The organism is Maribacter polysiphoniae (assembly GCF_003148665.1).
GTDB classification, from domain to species: Bacteria; Bacteroidota; Bacteroidia; order Flavobacteriales; family Flavobacteriaceae; genus Maribacter_A; species Maribacter_A polysiphoniae.
In genome coordinates this window covers 690091-710260 of record NZ_QGGQ01000001.1, presented here as the reverse complement: position 1 = coordinate 710260, position 20170 = coordinate 690091, and the positions used below count along the sequence as shown (strand labels likewise).

Here is a 20170-nt window from a genome sequence, read left to right as displayed (position 1 = left end):
GCCTATTTCTTTTTGGATCCTGATTTTACGTTGTTTGGCTGATAGTAATTCGGGGGGAAACCGTTCAACTGCCTCCATAACTCATACCATATGGGAACATCCTCCAAAAGGGCTATCGTACTTGCCCCTGAACCCACACGAATTGCCTCTGGCCATGGATGATCATCAGGGTCAGGGGCCAACAATACCCTGTACATACCATTTTCACTGATAAAGGTTTCTATAGCCACTACTTTCCCACCATAGGTACCATAGGAAACATTGGGCCATCCACTGAAGACTATGGCAGGCCAACCGTCAAATTGAACACGTACCTTTTCCCCGATATGCAATAGGGGAAGGTCCAAAGGTTGCACATAGCTCTCCACGGCCATGTCAATATCGGCAGGCATAATACCCACCAATCGATCACCCTCTTTAAAAGTCTCTCCAATACCAGCCTGTATCGCTTTATTGATATATCCGTTTTGGGGAGCACGAATAAAGTACAGGTCATTACGCATCTGATAATTGGTAAATTGATTTTCCAATTTGGTTACCTGTGCCTTAGAGTCGAATTGATTCGACTGTGCCGTAAACATATCACTCTCTGCCTTTGATATTTTGTCGGTGTATTCGGCCATTACCCGACTTATCTCAACTTGGGCATTCAAAATCCCATTTCGGGCGGACAACAACTTGTTTTCCTGGGAAATCAACTTGGCCTGTGTCTCTTGAAGCTTTAGTCGTTTTTGTTCTACATCGGTCATCGCCTTCAAACCTTCCGCTTGCAATTGTACTATACGGTCGTATTGTCGCTGGGCGATCTCGATATTCGTCCTTGCTGCCTCAAGATCAACACTGTCACTCTTTACCTTCAGTTTTGACTGCAACAATTTGTTCTTGGCTTGTTCTAACTTCAACCCTCTTTCCCTGACTAGCCCCCCTATTTGATTGTTCAATGCTTTCACCTTACCTTCATAAGAAGTGACCGAACCTTCCTTCGCCCTGATTTGAAGCCCTGTACGTTCTACCAACCTAGGATCGAAATATTCGTTTTTTATTTCGGAGATGTGTAGGATCGTATCCCCTTTTTTAACGTAATCACCTTCCTGAACGTACCATTCCTCAATTTTACCCGGAATTGGTGATTGAATGGTTTGTGGGCGTTGATCAGGTTTTAGGGTGGTTACGTATCCTTTGCTATTGATGTTTTGTGTCCACGGCAAAAAAAGAATAATGAAACCAGCCAGTGCAAAGGCCAGTAAAAAACGATTGAAATGTTTATAGTGCCTTTGATGGAATACCTTTTGGGCAGAAGAAAACCGTTCCAAAGAAACCTTTTGGTTTAATTTGTTGTGTGAGATATTCAACATATCAGATTACTTTTTCATTGATTATTCTTCCTCTTTCCATGGTTACGATATGCGTACAATGATCGATCCACCGTTTATTTTCACTAACTACGATTAAGGCCCAACCATTATCGGGATCACTTAAAAAGTGAATAAGATCTATTGCCTCCTTTTTATCAAATTGATCTAAGGGATCTTTTAAGAGGAGTAATTTCGGATTTCTCACAATACTGCGCGCAAGGACGATTTTTTTAGACACCGTAAACGGTATTTGCTGCCCTTCAGGATAAAGGACCGTTTGCAACCCTTGGGGTTGTTCTTTGACGAATTGATTTAGGCCAACCTTGTCAATGGCCCAATTGATCCGTTCCTGTGAAATAGAGGTATCACCAAATGTAATATTGTTCCTGATGGTGCCTTCAAAAGGGGATTCCCCTGGTAAGGTCTGTCCTATTTGGGAACGATAACTGTTAAGGTTCAAAGCATCCAAAGAGTTACCATTCACATATACACCTCCGGAATCCGGTTCCAATATGCCGGATATAATCCGCAACAAAGTGGTCTTTAAAGAACCGCTTTTACCCCTAATGAGCATCCTGGAATCGGGTGTGATCTTTAGACTCACATCATCGATAACCATCTTTTTACTTCCTGGCACTTTATACGAAACATGCTCCAACTCCACGGTTAGGGGCACATCTTCCCCAAAGGAAATTTCGCCCTCCTGTGGCTCCAATTCCTTATCAACGACCTGTCCCAACTTTTCCAAGGAGGTCAATAAATCATAAAAAGTCTCCAACCCCAAAATCAGTTTTTCCACAGAACCAATAACCAATAGAATAATGATCTCGGCCGCCACAAACTGCCCGATGTTCATCTCTTGGTTCAAAACCAACAGCCCCCCAATGATGAGCAGACCGGCAGTCACCAAAACCTTGAACCCAATCATCTGGATGTATTGCAGGACCAAAATCCTAAAATGGCCCTCCCTTGATTTTAGATATTCAGAAACCAGTTCATCATTCTTGTCCAGGGCGTGGGAGGTTTTACCTGAAAGTTTAAAACTAACGATAGATCGCGCCACCTCCTGCAGCCAATGGGCTACCTTATATTTACTCTTAGACTCATTTAAACTCGTATCCAAACCTTTCTGTGCCGTAAACTTGAACACCACGTAGATCAACAGCAACAACAAGATGCCATAAAGGATAAAGAAGGGATGGTAAAATGAAAGCAGCAAAAGACCCAGTATGATCTGCAACAAAGCTGCCGGGAAGTCAATCAAGATCTTTGATATTCCTTTTTGGACCGTAAGTGTATCGAAAAACCGATTCGCCAGTTCCGGCGGATAGTAATTACTTAGCTCACTCATCTTTATTTTGGGAAACCTATAGGCAAATTCGAAAGAAGAACGGGTGAATATCTTCTGTTGTACATTTTCAATAATCCGTATTTGCATTAATTGCAATATCCCAACAAATGCCACTCCTATGGTGACCAATACCACAAGTACGATCCATGAAGTACTTATTTGGGCACCCTGTAATAAATTGATGATGGCCTGAATACCCAGCGGTAAGGATAGGTTAACAACACCGGCAAATATCGCATAATAAAAAACTTGAAAAATATCCCTTTTATCCAAGCGCAACAGCCCTATTAACCGTTGCCATGTGGTCATAATTGTTTTGGTCATTTAGTTTTTGGTATTAGAATGCTGAAAACCAAGTTCAAAAAATAGGCTGTTGGGGCATTTTTCGCATGACAGTCGGTCAATGAAGGAAAATGATCTCGTAGAAAATACTGATGCAGCGATCCTTCCAGGATTGTACTGGCAAGACTTGATGCATAGGGATAATCAGCATCGATAGCCTTGATCATATCGCTAATCCTCGTGACCAATCTTTTATAGATTATAAAATAGCCTTCTTTATTCTCGGCATCAATCTCCTTCGTCAAATAGGATTTGGAATACTCATTAATAACGATCTTGTTCAACAACACCTCGTTGATATGTGAAAAAGAGGAATCCTCCTCAGTACCCTTGGTAACGATTTCGATCGTCTTTTCGAGTTTCTCTTTTGGGTTGCTTATACTATTGGTTGCAAAGACCAACTGGTATTCCAGCCATCCCCAATACCAAGAGGCTAAATACAAGAGCAATTTGTGCTTGTTCTCAAAATAGCGGTAAATGGAGCTCTCGTTGGAACCGATCTTAACACCCAACTTTTTGAAGGTGAAACTTTCGAAACCCATATCGTGGATCATAAGGATACTCTCCTCAATGATTCGCCTACCCAAATCAGAGGATTCTGGGTCCTTAACATAAATTTTCTCGTTGATATTGATTTTAACAGACTGCAATAAACGATCCATGATCTTCAATTTTTACATTGATCAAATATAATAGCATTACTATCATTATATGGTTGTTTAACTATTTTTTAACGATTGTTTTACTATCTATTTTATTATTTTTGATTTCAGCTTAATTTATAATCAAATCATTAATTTTTAAACACAATTTTTATGAGAAAGCTAATTTTTTTAACCACTGTTTTATTATGTTTTGGATGGGTTAAAGGACAACAGACTGAATTTCCCATAGAGAAAGGGAGTATTTTTATTTTAGGAACACCTTCTTCCGGGTTGGAATTTAAATACATTCATTTCCCAAAAAGGAATTTTATCATTAAAAGAGGTGGAATCGCCGATTATAAAGAAATCATAGGTAAAAAAGTTGAAGTTTCCCAAGTGGTATCATCCCAAAACGGTGAAACGGAAATAATTCTTAAACCTTTGGATGGTCAACGCTTCTTCAAGGTTTTCCCCAAGGTGAAAGCGGACTACGAGAAGGCTTTGGGACGCGGTGAATTAATACCCATATAACCCAAACCATGGAACATGTTCTTTCCGTGTTTTTCCACCTCGTGGATATAAGGCAAGTGCCGATCCATCGGCAAAGCGGAAAGAACATGTTTTACCCCTACTTAAAACCATAAACCACATCGGTTAGAAAACATAAAACCGGTATATTGAAAATCATATTAATCCATATCTTTATTCTATAGATAAATGACATGGATAAACACAAATGTGGATGGTGCTTGGGTGATGCCCTTTATGAAGCCTACCATGATAATGAATGGGGGTCACCCGTAAAGGATGATGCCTTACTTTTTGAATTTTTGGTATTGGAAACCTTTCAGGCCGGACTAAGTTGGATCACCATTCTTAAAAAACGCGAAAATTTCAGGAAGGCATTTGACAACTTCGACTACAGGAAAATTGCCACTTATGAAGAAGATAAGATTCAAACCCTATTGCAGGATGCCGGAATCATCAGAAACAAATTAAAGGTTCGTGCAACAGTTTCCAATGCTTTAGCGTTTATGAAAGTACAGGATGAATTTGAAAGTTTTAGTACCTATGTCTGGGGATTCGTTAATCACGCACCCTTAAAAAACAATATTGAAAACTATAAAGACGGACCTGCAACCACGGCAATTTCGGATGCACTGAGCAAAGACCTCAAAAAAAGAGGGTTTAAATTTGTCGGCAGCACCGTGGTATATGCCTTTATGCAGGCCATAGGTATGGTCAACGACCATGAAATCGATTGTTTTAGATATAATGAGGTTTAAAGGCTAAGCTCCATTTTCTGAGTATATATTACAAGATAAAATAAATTAAGGTGATGCATACATCAACAATGACTTCCATATTAAAAGTGATGATTCTGGTATTTTGTGGGACACTTATATGTCAAGGTCAGGATAATTACGAGCGGGAATTCCGTATAAAAAAATCCCAGTTTCCCGATATACCATTGGATTCGTCCCTAGCCGGGCATAACATTAAAAGGAAACGCTTCTATAAAGAAGTAGATAGTCTAGGCACCAACTATATTCTAAAATTCAAGAAAGATCGCCTTCACTATGCCCTATCCTTCGATAAGGATGGAACGTTAAAAAAAACAGGTTTTCGGGTAAATGAAGTGGATATTCCCGATGAAACTTTTCTTGCCATGGAAAACCATTTATCGGCATCGTTCAACAAATTTAGCATCAAGCGGATTTACCAACAGTATTCCATCCATGATGGAAACGACCAATCGATATTGACCAGTACGTTTCAAAATCTTTTATTACCAAGTATTATCTATAAACTTGTGGTTATTGGCAAAAAGGACGGTATTAAAAACGAATACGACTTTTGGTTCAACGCGGAAGGTCATCTGATAAATAAAAGAATTGCGTTGCCCATGAACCATGACCATATTCTGTATTGACCATATGGTAACCCTGAAAAAATGACGGATTTTCTTCAAACGTTGGAAAAGGAATTTGAGGCCAATTCAAATGCCCAGATTGCAGAAGGGCAAAAAGCCTATATGCGCCATCAGTTTGAATTTTATGGGCTAACATCCCCAAAACGGAGGGAAATCCAGAGACCTTTTTTAGCGCAATCGTATTTACCCCCGAAAGAAAAGCTGCACGCCATGGTCAAAACCCTATGGCAAAAACCGCAACGGGAATATCAATTCTTTGCCCAAGAATTGGTTTTCAAATACATCAAACAATTCAGCATAAGCGATATTTCAATATTGGAGTATATGGTTACCCACAAATCTTGGTGGGACACGGTGGATTATATTGCCGTTAAATTGATCGGTCCCTATTTTGTGCTTTATCCTGAGCAATTGGACACCTACCTTGAAAAATGGTTGGCTTCGGGGAACATTTGGTTGCAACGTTGTTGTTTGCTGTATCAATTAAAACGAAAGGACGACATCGACACTTTTAGATTAAGCCTCATCATACAACGACTTTTGGGCTCCAAGGAGTTTTTTATCAATAAAGCCATTGGATGGATCTTAAGGGAATACAGCAGAACCAACCCGGAGTGGGTCAAAGACTTCGTCGCGAATAACGAATTGGCCAACTTAAGTCGACGCGAAGCGCTTCGCCTGATGGATCGATGATATGGTAGGGGTTACCTTCCCGGTGAAACAATGGGATGGAAAAGATTGCATAAAGGATGGAAAATACACTGAATAATAAGCATTTACAAAAAATATATATTAGCACTAGTAACTATATTCCTTAAATTTGATAGATATAGTAACTTGTTACGATATCCAATTGGTGTGTATTAAAAGAATGAATTACAATTAATGGAAATAACAAACAATCAAAATAAAGCAGTTAACGACATCGTTGAAATGGTTGTAGCTGTAATCGGCAACGGATCAAGGGAAATAGACACTACCGAGGCAATTTCGAGTACAGCGAGATTAGCAGGAAGCTTTTTATTCAGGTCATTCGGATTTGAAATAAATGATGCAAAACCTGGAACTGTGATGCTATCTGAAGTGGCCAATACGAAAGGTCCTCAATTAGTTAATATTACTCAAGCAGTGTTACAAAACTTTGGAATACAAATTGACAATAGCAAAATGTCCAGTGGAAACCAAAAACAAGCGGAAAGTAATTTTGTAGACATAATCAATAAAGTTCAAAATCCAGCTTTAGAAATTATGAAAAAAAATGACTTAAGCTATGAACAAATGGCACAATCTGGAGCAATTGCAACAGCATTTATTATCCAGCAAAGTGGTAACATTACACCAGAAGAAGGGTTTGGAACTGCAATTTACCATTATATTGAAGGTACAAAAACGTATCCTCCAGAGTTCTCTAGTGCATCTAAAAAAACAACTAATACAAAGATTGCCGAAAAAGCCAATATTCCTAGCAATGGTTCGAAACCTTGGTGGAAATTTTGGTAGTAAATACAACTGCACACAAGCCTGTTGGCTGTAATTTAAATGAACCTAGTAACAGTAATTGAATTTTGGGAAAGTAGAGGATTTGAGTCCTTAAATAAACCTAGATCCATTGTGGAACTTGAATTTCATTTTATGCCAAAAAATGGGTATGATAATAAACCGCCATTTATTTTTATCCAAAAGGACCTTTTTACAACGATTTGGAATATTGGTCATTTCACTGATCATCAACATACCTGGGAAACAGGTCTAGGCCATTTCACCTATACTATCAAAGCGTTAACAAAAGAAATTATAAAATGATTTATTATGTTTCCATAATTGAACTTATACTTGCTCTGGCGTTTTCACTTTATTTCTTTCGATATTATAGATTTAGATACAAATCGATACAAACGGCAGGTATTATAAAAGAATTGACTTATTGCAAACCTTTTAGACGTGCATCTACCGAGTTAGTTTTTGGAGAAGGAAAAGATGTTTTGGTAAAATGTTCTTTCCTGCTAAATAACTCAAGTTATAATTGCATTTCCAAACACAAAGAAATTAAGTATCCTGAAAGTAAAAAATACAAAGTAGGGAATACTATTAACGTTTTTGCTTTAAAAAGCAACCCTTCAATAAACACAAGTATTGGACATAAAAGTCGCTTTCAAACCGTAATTGCATTATTTATAATTTTATTGTTTTGGTCTATGTTAGTCGTGTTAGTATTAGTAAAACACTACAGTTGACAAAACCTCCTATAAAAAGCCTAGTCCAATCCCCTAAAGTTCAAATAAACGATAAGATTGCCCATTTTTGAAGGTCCTGAATTTAATTTCGAGTATCTTTTAAATATAAAACAAACTATTCGATAAGTATAGGGTCTAATAAGCAAAGGATGCCTCATGGCAATGAAACCCATAAAAGGAGAAACCGAGCTCATAAGAAGATTAAAGAATCCAAAGTTAAAAAATAAGGCTTTCAAGGATTTACTTGATGTTCATCAAGAACGGCTCTATTGGTATATCCGGAAAATTGTACTGACCCACGACAATGCCAATGATGTACTCCAAAATACCTTCATTAGGGTTTATAAGGGCATTCAGGATTTTAAGGAAAATAGCGCACTACACACTTGGATGTTCCGGATTGCATATAATGAATGCATCCGATTTTTGGAAAAGAACAAAATAAAATCAGCTTTTAACCAAAACGACGGCAATAGTGATTACCTCAAAAATTTAACCCAGGACTCCTATTTTGATGGGGAAGAAATCCAGTTAAAACTTCACGCTATCATATCCCGTCTATCGGAAAAACAACAACGGGTATTTCAAATGAAATATTTTGATGATTTGAGCTTTCATGAAATATCTGAAATATTGGATGTGAGCGAGAACACCTTAAAATCGTCTTATTATAGCGCAGTAAAAACAATCGAAAAGGAAATTGTTTGCGATACGATACAAACTAATTGAAAATCAAAAGGTCTAATATATACCATGGCAAAGAAGAATAAAAACAGTAAGAACCATATTGGGCAGGACGGAAATGGCTTTTTAAAAGATAATTTCGATAAAAAAGAACTTGCCCAAAAGCATAAAGAGTATCTAGGAATGGATGTTCCGGATAACTATTTCTCTATATCCAATAACAATATTTTAAAAAGTTTACCCATGGAAAAAGAACAAAAACGAACCGTGTTTGGGCTAAAACCAATGATAGCCTATCCGATTGCAGCTTCAATTGTTTTACTGATAGGTTTTACTATTTGGCTGCAAAATGACCCAACAACCATTGAACAACAAAATGCAAATGTTGAGCAAATAAATTCAATGGATGTATATTCCGATGATTTTCTAGTATCCTCATTGCTTGTCGAAGATGCCGATATGGATGAATTCATAGATGAAATTATTTTGAATGAAATTATCGTTGATGCGGAATTATCAGAACAACAACTGGAAAATATATTTATCAATTCCCTTCTTATAGAAGATTCATTAATAAATAGTTACATCGACAAAAGCCTTATTGAAAATGTCGTTTTATAAAATTTAAAACAAACTTTTTCAAACTTTCAGGTTCTAATAATTAAAAGCACTTAACAATATAAAATCATAATCATGAAAACAACAGTAAAAACATTAATCGCACTTTTCGGTTTTGTCATGCTTTTAACTTCAAGTAGTTTTCTTTTTGCACAAGAAACCGATCTTTCCCCGATCATGAACCAGTTGTCAACGGAACAACAAGAAATGCTACAAACACAACGCAAATTGATGTTACAGAATCGGGAACAACTGAGAGCCACGTTGACCGATGAACAGTTGGCCATTTTACAGGACAAAACCCAAACAAGGGAACAAATAAGATTACGATTAAGGGAATCTTTCTCCGATCAACAAAACCAATTATGTGAAAATCAAGAAGGTCAGTTGCGTCAAGTAAGAAACCAATTCAGACAATCCTTGACTCAAGAGCAACGCCAAATGTTACGTGAACGCGTACAACAAAACAGGCAATCTAGCGGTCAAGGTGAAATGAGAAATCAAAATGGTTTTGGAGGTGATGGTGAACGCGGTAGAAACGGACAAGGTTCCGGTAGTGGAAACGGGAACGGAAATGGAGGAGGAAATTAATATCCACTAGAAGATGAAACCCCATCGTGCCATATTGAACAAAAGGTTACTCGCAGTTTGGTTGCTACTGTTTACAGTGGCAACCTCTGTTGATTTATATGCCCAAGAACCGGAAGAGGATGAAATAGATTTACTTTTGGATGAACTTTTCTTTAACGAACAACAATTTATAGATGATATTTTAAACGCATTCAATACCTATAATTTCATTTACGTAAACACATCGTTTTATAATAATACGTTTTTCTCTGGTCGCGATTCCGGCATTGACCAATTCAGTATCGTTCCACAAGTATCCTATTATAATTCTTCGGGATTCAATGTAAGTGTTTCCGGTATTTTGTACGAAACCTTTGAACCAAACTGGGATTATACCAATGTGTCAGTGGGTTATTTCAACACTATGGGAAAGGATAAACGGGTGACCTATAATGCTGAATATACCCGATTTTTTTATGCCGATGGTTGGGACACCTTTACAAACTCGTTAAGTTTAGGTGTCGGTTTACGAACCAAAAAACGAAACCTAGGAACTACACTCGGTATTTCCTATTTGTTCGGTACTGATGGATCTTTTCAAATATCATCCCGAACATATGCCAACATAACCATTGCAAGACAAAAAAAGTCAGTAGTGAAATTTAGACCTAAAATCAATTTTCTTATCGCACAACAAACCATTGCATTGGAGCAATTAAACGCTCAAGTCACTGAACCGTCAACCGAAATTATTTATGATGATATTTTCGATTTGCTGAACACCCAAATTAACTTGCCTTTTTCGATATCTACCAAATCTTGGGATTTTGAGGCTGGGTATAACATTAACCTTCCTTCTCCCGTAAAATCAGAAACTGATTTAAAAACAACCGGTTTTTTTAACCTATCCGTGGGTTATTTACTTGATTTGGACAAGAAAACCCTTTAGTTTGGTTTACATACTATAAAATGGCATCTAAGCGATTGAATCCCCCATTTTCAGATATGGTGGTTTTACCCTACCCTTTGTTGCCTTACCGAATTCGCAAATAATTCATAATATGGAATTCTTATTTTTATATAGGATCAAATTAAGGATGAATTACGAAATTCTGATGTTATAAAGTTTTAGGGTATGCTTCAAAAAGCGTAAGGTTACAAAACGACATTATTCGGTAACAATATATCTAATAATTTAGACCGGAAACTTCTTTGTTTTAATTAACAAGTGAATTCCCCCCCAGTTAATTGTAATACCTTCAGTTTACACCAAGTCGATTCATTTTCAATACCCATGGATTATTGCAAAACCTTTTTAAGCAAATCTTAAGAAAAGTCTAATGTCGCTTTAATTTAAATACGTAACTTTTGTAGTATGAGAATATTAATCGTAGAAGATGAGCCAGGTATATTCAACTTCCTAAAACAAGGATTGGAAGAAGAATCGTATGCAGTGGATATTGCCGATGAGGGCAATAAAGGTCTTCAACTGGCTCTTTCCGGGGAATATGATTTGTTGCTATTGGATTGGATGTTACCTGGTGTCAGTGGTATTGAAATCTGTCGTTTATTCAGAAAGGAGTATAAAGAAACGCCAGTTATTTTTTTAACAGCAAAAGACACCGTTGATGAAACCATTTTCGGTCTTCAATCCGGCGCTAACGATTATATCAAAAAGCCTTTTCATTTTGAAGAACTTTTGGAACGGATAAAGGTCCAACTAAGACCTAAATCCGGGGAACATTCCATTTTTAAACTTGGGAACATTACCTTGAACACTGCAACCCATCAAGTCTTTAAATCTGAAGAAGAAATTAGTCTTACCCAAAAAGAATTTGCCTTGTTGGAATATCTAATGCGGAACAAGGGTATCGTTTGCCGAAGAACCCGAATCATTGAAAGTGTTTGGGATATCCATTTCGAATACAATACTGGAGTGATTGACGTATATATTAATGCACTTCGAAAAAAATTAAAGTTAAGTGAAGATGAAAACTATATTCAAACCGTCCGTGGGGTAGGCTATGTAGCTAAAGAAATATGAGATTAAGTTTTAAAAACAGAATAGCATTACATTATATGATTGCCACCGCCGTGACCATGGCCGTGGCTTTTACAGTTGTTTATTTTGTAGTACAGGGAACGGTATACCAAAATCTTGACAATGACCTATCTTTCGAGGCTGAAAAACATACCGACGAAATAAGGATTGTCGGGGATAGTATTAAGATAAAGAACAAAAAGGAGTGGGAAGAAAGGGAACACCTAGAAGTACAGATAAACCCTGTTTTTATCCAAATATTGGATAAAAACGGGAAATTTATGGATAATTCCCCAAACCTGAAAAATCATGTCCTCGCTTACAATCCTGAGCAAAAATTTGGCGGTCACTTTAACGAAACCCTCAACAATAGGGCTATCCGACAAGTTCAAATCCCTATCGAGCAGAATGGAAAGATCAAAGGCTTTATTCTAGCGGCCATGTCCTTGGAATCCTCAAAAATGGTATTGCTTAATCTAAGAAATGTTTTGATTGTTTCTTATTTATTTCTTTTAGCGGGACTATATTTCATGTCCAGATACTTGGCAGGGCGAGGGATTATACCTGTAAAGGTTATAACCGAAACAACAAAAAGAATTACGCAGAATAGTTTGAATGAAAGGGTTATTCTTCCACATAACAAAGATGAGCTCTACGATTTGTCGTTTAGCATTAACGAGCTATTACAGCGTATTGAAAATACTATCGAAAGAAAGCGGCAATTTACCTCTGACGCTTCCCACGAATTACGAACACCTTTATCAACATTAAAAGGTACGCTTGAGGTATTGATTCGAAAGCCCAGAGAGCGATCGGAATATGAGGATAAAATCAAATGTAGTCTTACGGAAATAGATCGGATGACCGCCACGATTGAACAACTTTTACTGCTTGCCAGGTTAGATGTCAATTCAAGAACAGTTGACCGTTCTTTGGTCCCTTTACCTCACATAATAGACGAAATTCTTTCTAGGCACAAGACTCCTATCTTACAAAAGAAACTTACAATAGCTTTCCAGAAAGGGGTTTTATTGGAAGAAATGGCACCTCAATATTACACCACATTGATCATGGAAAATATTATAGGAAATGCCATAAAATATGCTAAGGAGGCTTCCACAATACATATCGAAATCGCACGTATGGATTCAAAAATAATCTGTAAAATCCAAGATGAAGGTATCGGTATTAAAAAAGAGGATCTAAATAATGTGTTCAAACGCTTTTTTAGATCCGATGCCCTAAACCATAAAAACATCCCGGGAAACGGTTTAGGTCTATCCATAGCCAAAAAGGCCGCCGATGCCATAAACGCCAAAATTTATGTAGATAGTGAATTTGGTGTAGGTACAACGTTCACCATCTCATTTTAAGCCAAACTTAAGTTTCACTTAATTCAGCCTTAAGTTGGTGCCTATACATTTGATGTGTAATTCAAAATCACATTAAAATGTTAACATCACCACACATTCACGCAATGGTTATCCACTTTCCAATTGCCCTGATCCTAGTTGGATTTTTCTCAGAAATCATAGCTCTTATCAGTAAAAAACAGTTTTTAAAAAATACCTCATTTTATCTTTTGCTATTAGGTGCTTTGGGGGCAATAGTAGCTTATATAAGCGGAAGTTATGCTGGGGACGGTATGATGGATGGTATTCTACAAAAACCCATGGAACTACACGAGGAAGCTGCAACCATAACGTTATGGCTTGCTAGTATAACGGCATTATTTCGTGTGTCATTGTACTATTTCAAATATGAAAGAACATGGTCTAAATGGGTAGGGGTCATCCTATTTACGGCCTTAGTTGGTTCAGTGGCACGAACAGGATATTTAGGTGGACAATTGGTTTTTCAACACGGGGCAGGTATAGAATTGGCACTACCCGATTTTGGAGATCAATCAACCAACTAAAATCGAATCTTAAAAAAGACATAGAAAATCCACGAAAATGTGGGCATACACTTAGTCAAATATTTAAAATAAATAAAATGAAAAAATCAGTAGTGGTATTAGCAATTGGAATGGTATTCACAAGTATGCTTTTTCAATCTTGTAAGAATAATACAGTAGACAAAATTGAAATCAAACCGTCAAAAGAAGTGGCTGAAACAGCCATGGCGGTAGTTAAAGAAAAAGAGGACCCTCAAAAATCAACCATTCAAAATATGAAAGATGCATTTAAAGGTGAAACGACCGCACATGCTAAATATGCCGCTTTCAGTAAAAAAGCGGCTGAAGAAGGCTACCCGGAAATAGCGCTGCTTTTCAAGGCGGCATCCGGGGCGGAATTGATACACGCCAATAATCATAAAGTCGTTATTCAAAGAATGGGAGAGGAAATACCAACCGTTACTCCAGAATTTAGTGTAGGAACAACCAAGGAGAATTTAAAGAATGCCATTGAAGGCGAAAGCTATGAGTTTAATACAATGTACCCAAACTTCATCAAGGATGCCAATGCAGCAGGTAATTATATGGCACAAATAAGTTTGACTTATGCATACAAAGTAGAACAAAAGCACAGGGATTTTTATATAAATGCTTTAAAAGTTTTGGAAGAAGGAAATGTAAAATCATTGCCTTCAGTGTATTATCTATGCCCAACTTGCGGAAACACCTATGCGACCACAGCACCATCGCGCTGTGAAATTTCCATGACCGATGCAAAATTATTTATTAAAATAGACGCGCTATAAAGATTTTTGATTGATGGTTAGTGTTTAGTAGCGATTGGCAAAGGCCCTGAATAATTTTCAGGGCTTTTGTTTTTTATCATTTACCAAAGGGAAACCATTCTTAAGCAAATCTTAAGAAACCATTTAGATGGCTCTTAGGTACACCAAATACATTTGGGATATAAATTAATAATCCAGTAAAAATGTTAGAACGTATTATCCAATACAGTATACACCACAAACTCATAGTTCTCTTGTTTACTGCGGGTATTATTGGCTTTGGTTTATATTCCTTATCCAATATTCCTATAGGTGCGGTACCCGATGTAACCAACAATCAGGTACAGGTCATCACAACCTCGAGAAATCTGGCTACTGAAGATGTAGAAAAGTTTTTGACTTACCCTGTAGAGTTAGAAATGGCAAACTTACCGGGGGTAAAAGAAATACGTTCCGTTTCCAAGTTTGGTCTATCGGTTGTTACAGTCGTCTTCAATGATAATTTAGGCACATATTTACCCCGTCAGCTAATCGCAGAGAAAATAAAAAGTGCCGAAGAAAAAATCCCCGCGGGTTTTGGCAAACCATTTATGGGCCCTGTTTCCACAGGTTTGGGTGAAATTTATCAATATGTAATAGATGTTGATGCAAAACATAAGGAACAATATTCATTATCGGATGTGCGTACCATTCAGGATTGGTTGGTAAAACGTCAACTTTCCGGTATTCCAGGTGTAGTAGAAGTAAATACTTGGGGAGGCTATTTAAAGACCTATGAAGTTGCTATTAACCCTGAACGACTTCGCGCCATGAACGTATCCATCTTTGATGTATTCAGTGCTTTGGAAAAAAACAATAGCGTTGCCGGGGGCGGTTATATTGAAAAAGCAAATGAAAGCTACTTCATTAGAGGTGAAGGACTTGTGGGTTCCATACAGGATATTGAAGACATTGTAGTCACAAGTACGGGAAATATACCCGTCTTTGTAAGGGATATTGCTAAAGTAGGCTTTGGTCATGCCAACCGTTTTGGTGCAATTACAGGAAACGGCGAAGGAGAAAAAGTATTGGGACAGGTAATGATGCTGAAGGATGCCAACTCCAATGCCGTTATAGAAGCAGTTAAACAACGTGTGGCCGAAATACAATCATCATTGCCTCCTGGTATTTCTATTAATCCTTTTCTTGAGCGGAGCGAACTTATTGCAAAAACCACAGCTACTATTGCCGAAAACCTGATTTTGGGATGTTTAATCGTAATTTTCGTAGTAGTACTTCTTTTGGGCAACCTACGCTCTGGTTTAGTGGTAGCATCGGTTATTCCAATGAGCTTGCTTTTTGCCCTCTCCTTAATGTACATTTTTGGGGTAGATGCCAACTTGATGAGTTTAGGGGCGATAGACTTTGGAATAATCATCGATGGTGCAGTAATCATTGTTGAGTTTATTGCCTTTAAAATCACCAATCAACGAACTAAATTATTGGCTCTTCCAAAAAACCAGAGGCAAGGTTTAATAGATCAAATCACATATCAAGGGGCGTCTAAAATGATGAACTCTGCAGTTTTTGGGCAGTTGATCATTATCATCGTATTCATTCCTATTCTTTCTTTGGTAAATGTAGAAGGTAAAATGTTCCGCCCAATGGCTTTGGTATTCAGTTTTGCACTCACAGGTGCCATGGTACTGTGTTTCACATACATTCCAGTAATGGCTTCTTTATTTATCAAACCTTCAAATACCGAAAAACCAACGATTTCATCCAAACTAATCGCATTTCTTGAAGAAAAATACCAACCCACTATTTCTTGGGCATTACGTAAAAAGAAACTGGTATTGGGTATGGCCATAGGTTTATTGGCAATTACTGCATTCCTATACACTAGAATGGGAGGCGAATTCGTGCCTACATTGGACGAAGGTGATTTTGTGATTCAACCTGTATTGAAAACGGGAACATCCTTAAGTAAAACCATTGAAGCTACTACTCGAATGGAAAAAATATTGAAGAAATTCCCCGAAGTGGAGCAGGTTGTAAGTCGAATAGGCGCTGCTGAAGTTCCAACAGACCCAATGTCAATGGAAGAAAGTGATGTTATTATAAAACTAAGACCAAAAAAGGAATGGGTTTCTGCAGCAACGAAGGATGAATTAGCCGATAAATTCAAGGAAGCCTTATCGGAGATAGCAGGTGTTGATTTTGAATTTACACAACCCATCGAAATGCGATTCAATGAGTTGATTACAGGAGTACGTGCAGATTTGGCCATTAAGGTTTTCGGTGAGAATCTGGATGTTCTCTATACTAAAGCCTTAGAAATAGAAAAAGCAATCCAAAACGTGGAGGGGGCCGCAGATATTTCCGTAGAGAAAACCGCTGGGTTACCTCAAATGACCGTAAAATATAACAGGCAAAAAATCGCTAAGTACAACTTGAATATCGAAGACTTGAATAAAGTTGTCACCATGGGTTTTGCAGGTATGCCCGCAGGAACTGTTTTCGAAGGTGAAAAGCAATTCGATATGGTGATTCGTTATGATGATGCCCACAGAAGGGATATTGAAAATATTGAAACAGCCTCGGTATCATTACCCAATGGAATGAAATTACCATTAAGTGAATTCGCAAAAATAAGCTATACCAAGGGACCAGCTAAAATTTCGCGCGATAATACCAAACGGCGCATCGTGGTAGGCGTGAATGTTCGTAATCGCGATTTAGAATCTGTGGTTAAGGATGTACAGTCTATAATAGAAAAGGACGTTAAACTACCAACCGGCTATTCTATAAGCTATGGGGGGCAATTTGAAAATCTACGTACCGCAACGGCCCGATTAAAAATCGCCGTACCTATCGCACTGGTTCTGATTTTTGTCCTACTCTATTTTGCTTTCGATTCCGTAAAGGAAGCCTTAATGATTTATAGTGCAATTCCTTTATCGGCCATTGGTGGTGTAATGTTACTTTACATACGCGGTTTGCCTTTTAGTATTTCGGCAGGTGTTGGCTTTATTGCTCTATTCGGTATTGCCGTATTGAACGGTATTGTATTGATTGAAGAATTTAAAGAGTTGAAGGCACACGGTGTCAACAACATCAATAAACGGATTTTAATGGGCACGAACAATAGATTGCGGCCTGTATTGTTAACAGCAGCAGCAGCAGCTTTAGGCTTTCTGCCTATGGCAATTTCGACCTCAGCAGGGGCAGAGGTACAGAGACCATTGGCAACAGTTGTTGTGGGTGGACTGATTACGGCAACAGCTTTGACCCTAATCGTACTACCTATCCTATATGCAATGTTCGATAGGAAGGGGCATCATCCTAAGATCAAGAAAAAAATAAATTTAAAAGTACTTGGCATCATAGCCTTAATATTCCTCCCGGTTGTAGGAAGTGCCCAACAGAGTACTATCAATGCAGAACAAGCAGTTCAGATTGCGATTGAGAACAATTATGGACTTAAAGCTTCTGCCAAAAGAGTGCAGCAATCCGAACAATTGGTTGGAAGTGCCTTTAACTTGGATAAAACCCAGGTTTATTATAGTTCCGACCAAAATAATATTGCGGATAACGGGCTTCCATTGGATGTTTTCGGGATTAGCCAGTCCTTACAGTTCCCAACGATTTACGGTGCTCAACGCAAGGTGGAAAAATATAAGGTTGAGTTATCAAACCAACAGTACCGATTAAATGAAAGAACCTTGACCAAAGAGGTTTATAAAGCCTATTACAATGTGGTATACAATAATAGTCTTGTAGAACAATACAAATTTTTAGATAGTCTCTATGGTCAATTTTCCAAAGCTGCCAATAAGCGATATGCTGTAGGGGCAACCAATTTATTGGAAAAACTTACCGCAGAGGCCAAGCAAAAAGAAATATCCATTTTGCTTGCACAAACCAAAGCAGGCTTGGCAAAAGCATTTACGATGCTATATCAATGGATGCAGACAGATTCGTTGATTATCGTAGAAGAGAACAGCTTACCCAAACTGGAATTACAACAACCGAATTTTGTTAATCATCCTGGAATACTGTATTACGATTCCGCTCAAAAATTGAGTCGATCCTCTCTCTCTTTGGAAAGGCAAAGATTACTTCCAGATTTACATATGTCAGTCTTCCAGGGCACTAATAATGGTGTTAATGCCAAGCGATACAATGGTTTTCAGGCGGGTGTGTCGATTCCGTTATGGTTCGGGGCGAACAAGGCAAAAATCAATGCGGCAAAAACAGAGACTAAGATAATAGCCGATGAGTCTGAAAATTACAAAATACAACTGGAATCAAAGTATCAAGGCTTGCTATCCGATTTAAAGAAATTCCAAGAAGCCGTTGATTATTATGAAACCTCTGACGGCAAACTTGCAGAAGAATTAACGACAAGTGCATCAAAATCATTTCTAAACGGAGAGATAGATTTCTTACAGTATGTACAGCTATTGGAAAGTGCCAAAAATATTCAAATCACCTATTTACAGAACCTTAATGAGTATAACGCCACAGTTTTAGAATTAAATTATCTAATCAATTAATGATGAAAAATATAGTCAACAATTTTACCCATGTTATAAGTTTAACAAGCATTCTTTTACTACTGACACTAACATTGGCTTCCTGTAACCCAAAAGCAAAACCAGAAACGGCCAACACAGATGTAACGACGGGGATTAAAGACCAAGATGCAATAATAATTACCGAAAATCAATTTAAATCGGGTGGAATGGCTTTGGGGAAAATATCGATGCAGGAGTTTAATACTGTTGTGAAAGCGAACGGTATGTTCGCAGTGCCTCCACAGAACCAAGCCGATGTTAGCGCCTATTTTGCCGGCTACGTAAAGGACATCAGTCTATTGCCTGGGAATAAGGTTGAAAAAGGTCAAGTATTGTTCACCATTGAAAACCCGGAATATGTTCAGGTGCAACAAGATTTCTTGGAAGCCAAAGGACGTTTGAGCTATTTAAAATCCGATTATGAACGCCAAAAAGAATTGATGGCCGATAATGTGACTTCAAAAAAGAATTTCTTAAAGGCCGAATCGGAATATACCGTGACCATGGCACAATACCAATCCCTTAAAAAGAAGTTGAGCCTTATGAACATCAATCCGAATACCCTTACGGGCGAAAATATTCAATCAGTCATTAGTGTGGTTTCGCCATTATCAGGTTATTCAACTACAATAAACGCAGGTAAAGGAATGTACCTAAACCCTTCTGATGTTGCTTTAACCGTCACCAATACCGACGACCTTCACATAGAATTGAAGATTTTTGAAAAGGACCTACCTATGGTTAAAAAAGGTCAGCAAATCAATGTAAGGTTGCAAAATGACATGAACAATGTATATAAAGGTGTGGTTCATTTAGTCAACAAGTCGATAAATGCCCAAAGTAGAACCGTGGAGATACATGGGGATCTTGTAAATGATGAGGAAGTACAACTATTTGCCCCTGGAATGTACATTGAGGCTGAAATCCTGACCACTTCAGCAGAACATCCTGCATTACCATCCGAAGCTGTTGCCAACATTGATAATGACTTTTTTGTACTTGTAAAAAAAGATAATACAAACTTCAAAAGGGTATTGGTCAAAATAGGTGCTACAAACAATGGATTTACCCAAATCCTTAATGCAGCTGATTTTAAACCAAATACGGAATTTCTAACCAATGGAGCATTTAACTTGATAACAGAGTAAAACAGGAAC

Annotated in this window: 19 protein-coding genes; 16 read left to right on the top strand and 3 right to left on the bottom strand. The window is 37.8% G+C overall.

Going from position 1 to position 20170, the window contains the following annotated elements; all coding sequences use genetic code 11:
- Window positions 1–2 precede the first annotated feature (2 nt).
- Genes LX92_RS02970 through LX92_RS02960 form a run of 3 tightly spaced genes read right to left on the bottom strand, consistent with a single transcriptional unit; the run spans window position 3 to window position 3710 of the window.
- Window positions 3–1355 (bottom strand): HlyD family secretion protein, encoded by a 1353-nt coding sequence (locus LX92_RS02970; protein ID WP_109648768.1) that lies wholly within the window; start codon window positions 1353–1355, stop codon window positions 3–5.
- 1 nt (window position 1356) lies between these two features.
- Window positions 1357–3030 carry a peptidase domain-containing ABC transporter gene (locus LX92_RS02965; protein ID WP_109648767.1) on the bottom strand — a complete coding sequence of 558 codons (1674 nt, stop codon included), beginning with the start codon at window positions 3028–3030 and terminating at the stop codon, window positions 1357–1359.
- A complete protein-coding gene (locus tag LX92_RS02960) occupies window positions 3027–3710 on the bottom strand; it encodes a TetR/AcrR family transcriptional regulator (protein WP_109648766.1) in 684 nt (227 codons plus the stop codon). The genes LX92_RS02965 and LX92_RS02960 overlap by 4 nt, the downstream gene beginning before the upstream one ends.
- 153 nt (window positions 3711–3863) lie before the next feature.
- On the opposite strand from LX92_RS02960, the gene LX92_RS02955 reads away from it, so the two are divergent.
- From LX92_RS02955 to LX92_RS02875, 16 genes are all read left to right on the top strand, one after another.
- Window positions 3864–4223, top strand: coding sequence for a hypothetical protein (locus LX92_RS02955; protein ID WP_109648765.1), 360 nt, complete (start codon window positions 3864–3866; stop codon window positions 4221–4223).
- 191 nt (window positions 4224–4414) lie between these two features.
- Complete coding sequence (locus LX92_RS02950; RefSeq protein ID WP_109648764.1) at window positions 4415–4978, top strand: DNA-3-methyladenine glycosylase I; 564 nt, start codon at window positions 4415–4417, stop codon at window positions 4976–4978.
- Window positions 4979–5031: 53 nt separating this feature from the next.
- Window positions 5032–5625 carry a hypothetical protein gene (locus tag LX92_RS02945; RefSeq protein WP_146197792.1) on the top strand — a complete coding sequence of 198 codons (594 nt, stop codon included), beginning with the start codon at window positions 5032–5034 and terminating at the stop codon, window positions 5623–5625.
- A gap of 21 nt (window positions 5626–5646) precedes the next feature.
- Window positions 5647–6318: a DNA alkylation repair protein gene (locus tag LX92_RS02940; protein ID WP_109648762.1), complete on the top strand. Its 672-nt coding sequence runs from the start codon at window positions 5647–5649 to the stop codon at window positions 6316–6318.
- A 192-nt stretch (window positions 6319–6510) separates the two neighbouring features.
- Complete coding sequence (locus tag LX92_RS02935) at window positions 6511–7125, top strand: hypothetical protein (RefSeq protein ID WP_109648761.1); 615 nt, start codon at window positions 6511–6513, stop codon at window positions 7123–7125.
- Window positions 7126–7164: 39 nt separating this feature from the next.
- Window positions 7165–7428 carry a hypothetical protein gene (locus LX92_RS22375; RefSeq protein WP_109648760.1) on the top strand — a complete coding sequence of 88 codons (264 nt, stop codon included), beginning with the start codon at window positions 7165–7167 and terminating at the stop codon, window positions 7426–7428.
- A gap of 587 nt (window positions 7429–8015) precedes the next feature.
- Window positions 8016–8588 (top strand): RNA polymerase sigma factor, encoded by a 573-nt coding sequence (locus LX92_RS02920; RefSeq protein WP_223308316.1) that lies wholly within the window; start codon window positions 8016–8018, stop codon window positions 8586–8588.
- Window positions 8589–8612: 24 nt separating this feature from the next.
- Window positions 8613–9164, top strand: coding sequence for a hypothetical protein (locus LX92_RS02915; RefSeq protein ID WP_109648758.1), 552 nt, complete (start codon window positions 8613–8615; stop codon window positions 9162–9164).
- A 72-nt stretch (window positions 9165–9236) separates the two neighbouring features.
- Complete coding sequence (locus tag LX92_RS02910) at window positions 9237–9752, top strand: hypothetical protein (protein WP_109648757.1); 516 nt, start codon at window positions 9237–9239, stop codon at window positions 9750–9752.
- A gap of 13 nt (window positions 9753–9765) precedes the next feature.
- Window positions 9766–10680, top strand: a complete 915-nt coding sequence (locus tag LX92_RS02905) for a hypothetical protein (RefSeq protein WP_109648756.1) — start codon at window positions 9766–9768, stop codon at window positions 10678–10680.
- Between the two features lie 426 nt (window positions 10681–11106).
- The gene (locus tag LX92_RS02900; protein WP_109648755.1) at window positions 11107–11775 is read left to right on the top strand and encodes a response regulator transcription factor; all 669 of its coding nucleotides are present in this window, start codon (window positions 11107–11109) and stop codon (window positions 11773–11775) included.
- Entirely contained in the window at window positions 11772–13145 is a 1374-nt protein-coding gene (locus tag LX92_RS02895; RefSeq protein ID WP_109648754.1) for a sensor histidine kinase, read from the top strand. Before LX92_RS02900 ends, LX92_RS02895 begins: the two co-directional genes overlap by 4 nt.
- Before the next feature lie 77 nt (window positions 13146–13222).
- The gene (locus LX92_RS02890; protein ID WP_109648753.1) at window positions 13223–13690 is read left to right on the top strand and encodes a DUF2231 domain-containing protein; all 468 of its coding nucleotides are present in this window, start codon (window positions 13223–13225) and stop codon (window positions 13688–13690) included.
- 77 nt (window positions 13691–13767) lie between these two features.
- The gene (locus LX92_RS02885; RefSeq protein ID WP_211315826.1) at window positions 13768–14475 is read left to right on the top strand and encodes a rubrerythrin family protein; all 708 of its coding nucleotides are present in this window, start codon (window positions 13768–13770) and stop codon (window positions 14473–14475) included.
- Between the two features lie 182 nt (window positions 14476–14657).
- Window positions 14658–18992 (top strand): CusA/CzcA family heavy metal efflux RND transporter, encoded by a 4335-nt coding sequence (locus LX92_RS02880; RefSeq protein WP_109648752.1) that lies wholly within the window; start codon window positions 14658–14660, stop codon window positions 18990–18992.
- On the top strand, window positions 18992–20161 hold the full coding sequence (locus LX92_RS02875) for an efflux RND transporter periplasmic adaptor subunit (RefSeq protein ID WP_223308315.1): 1170 nt from the start codon (window positions 18992–18994) through the stop codon (window positions 20159–20161). The genes LX92_RS02880 and LX92_RS02875 overlap by 1 nt, the downstream gene beginning before the upstream one ends.
- The last annotated feature ends 9 nt before the right edge of the window (window positions 20162–20170 follow it).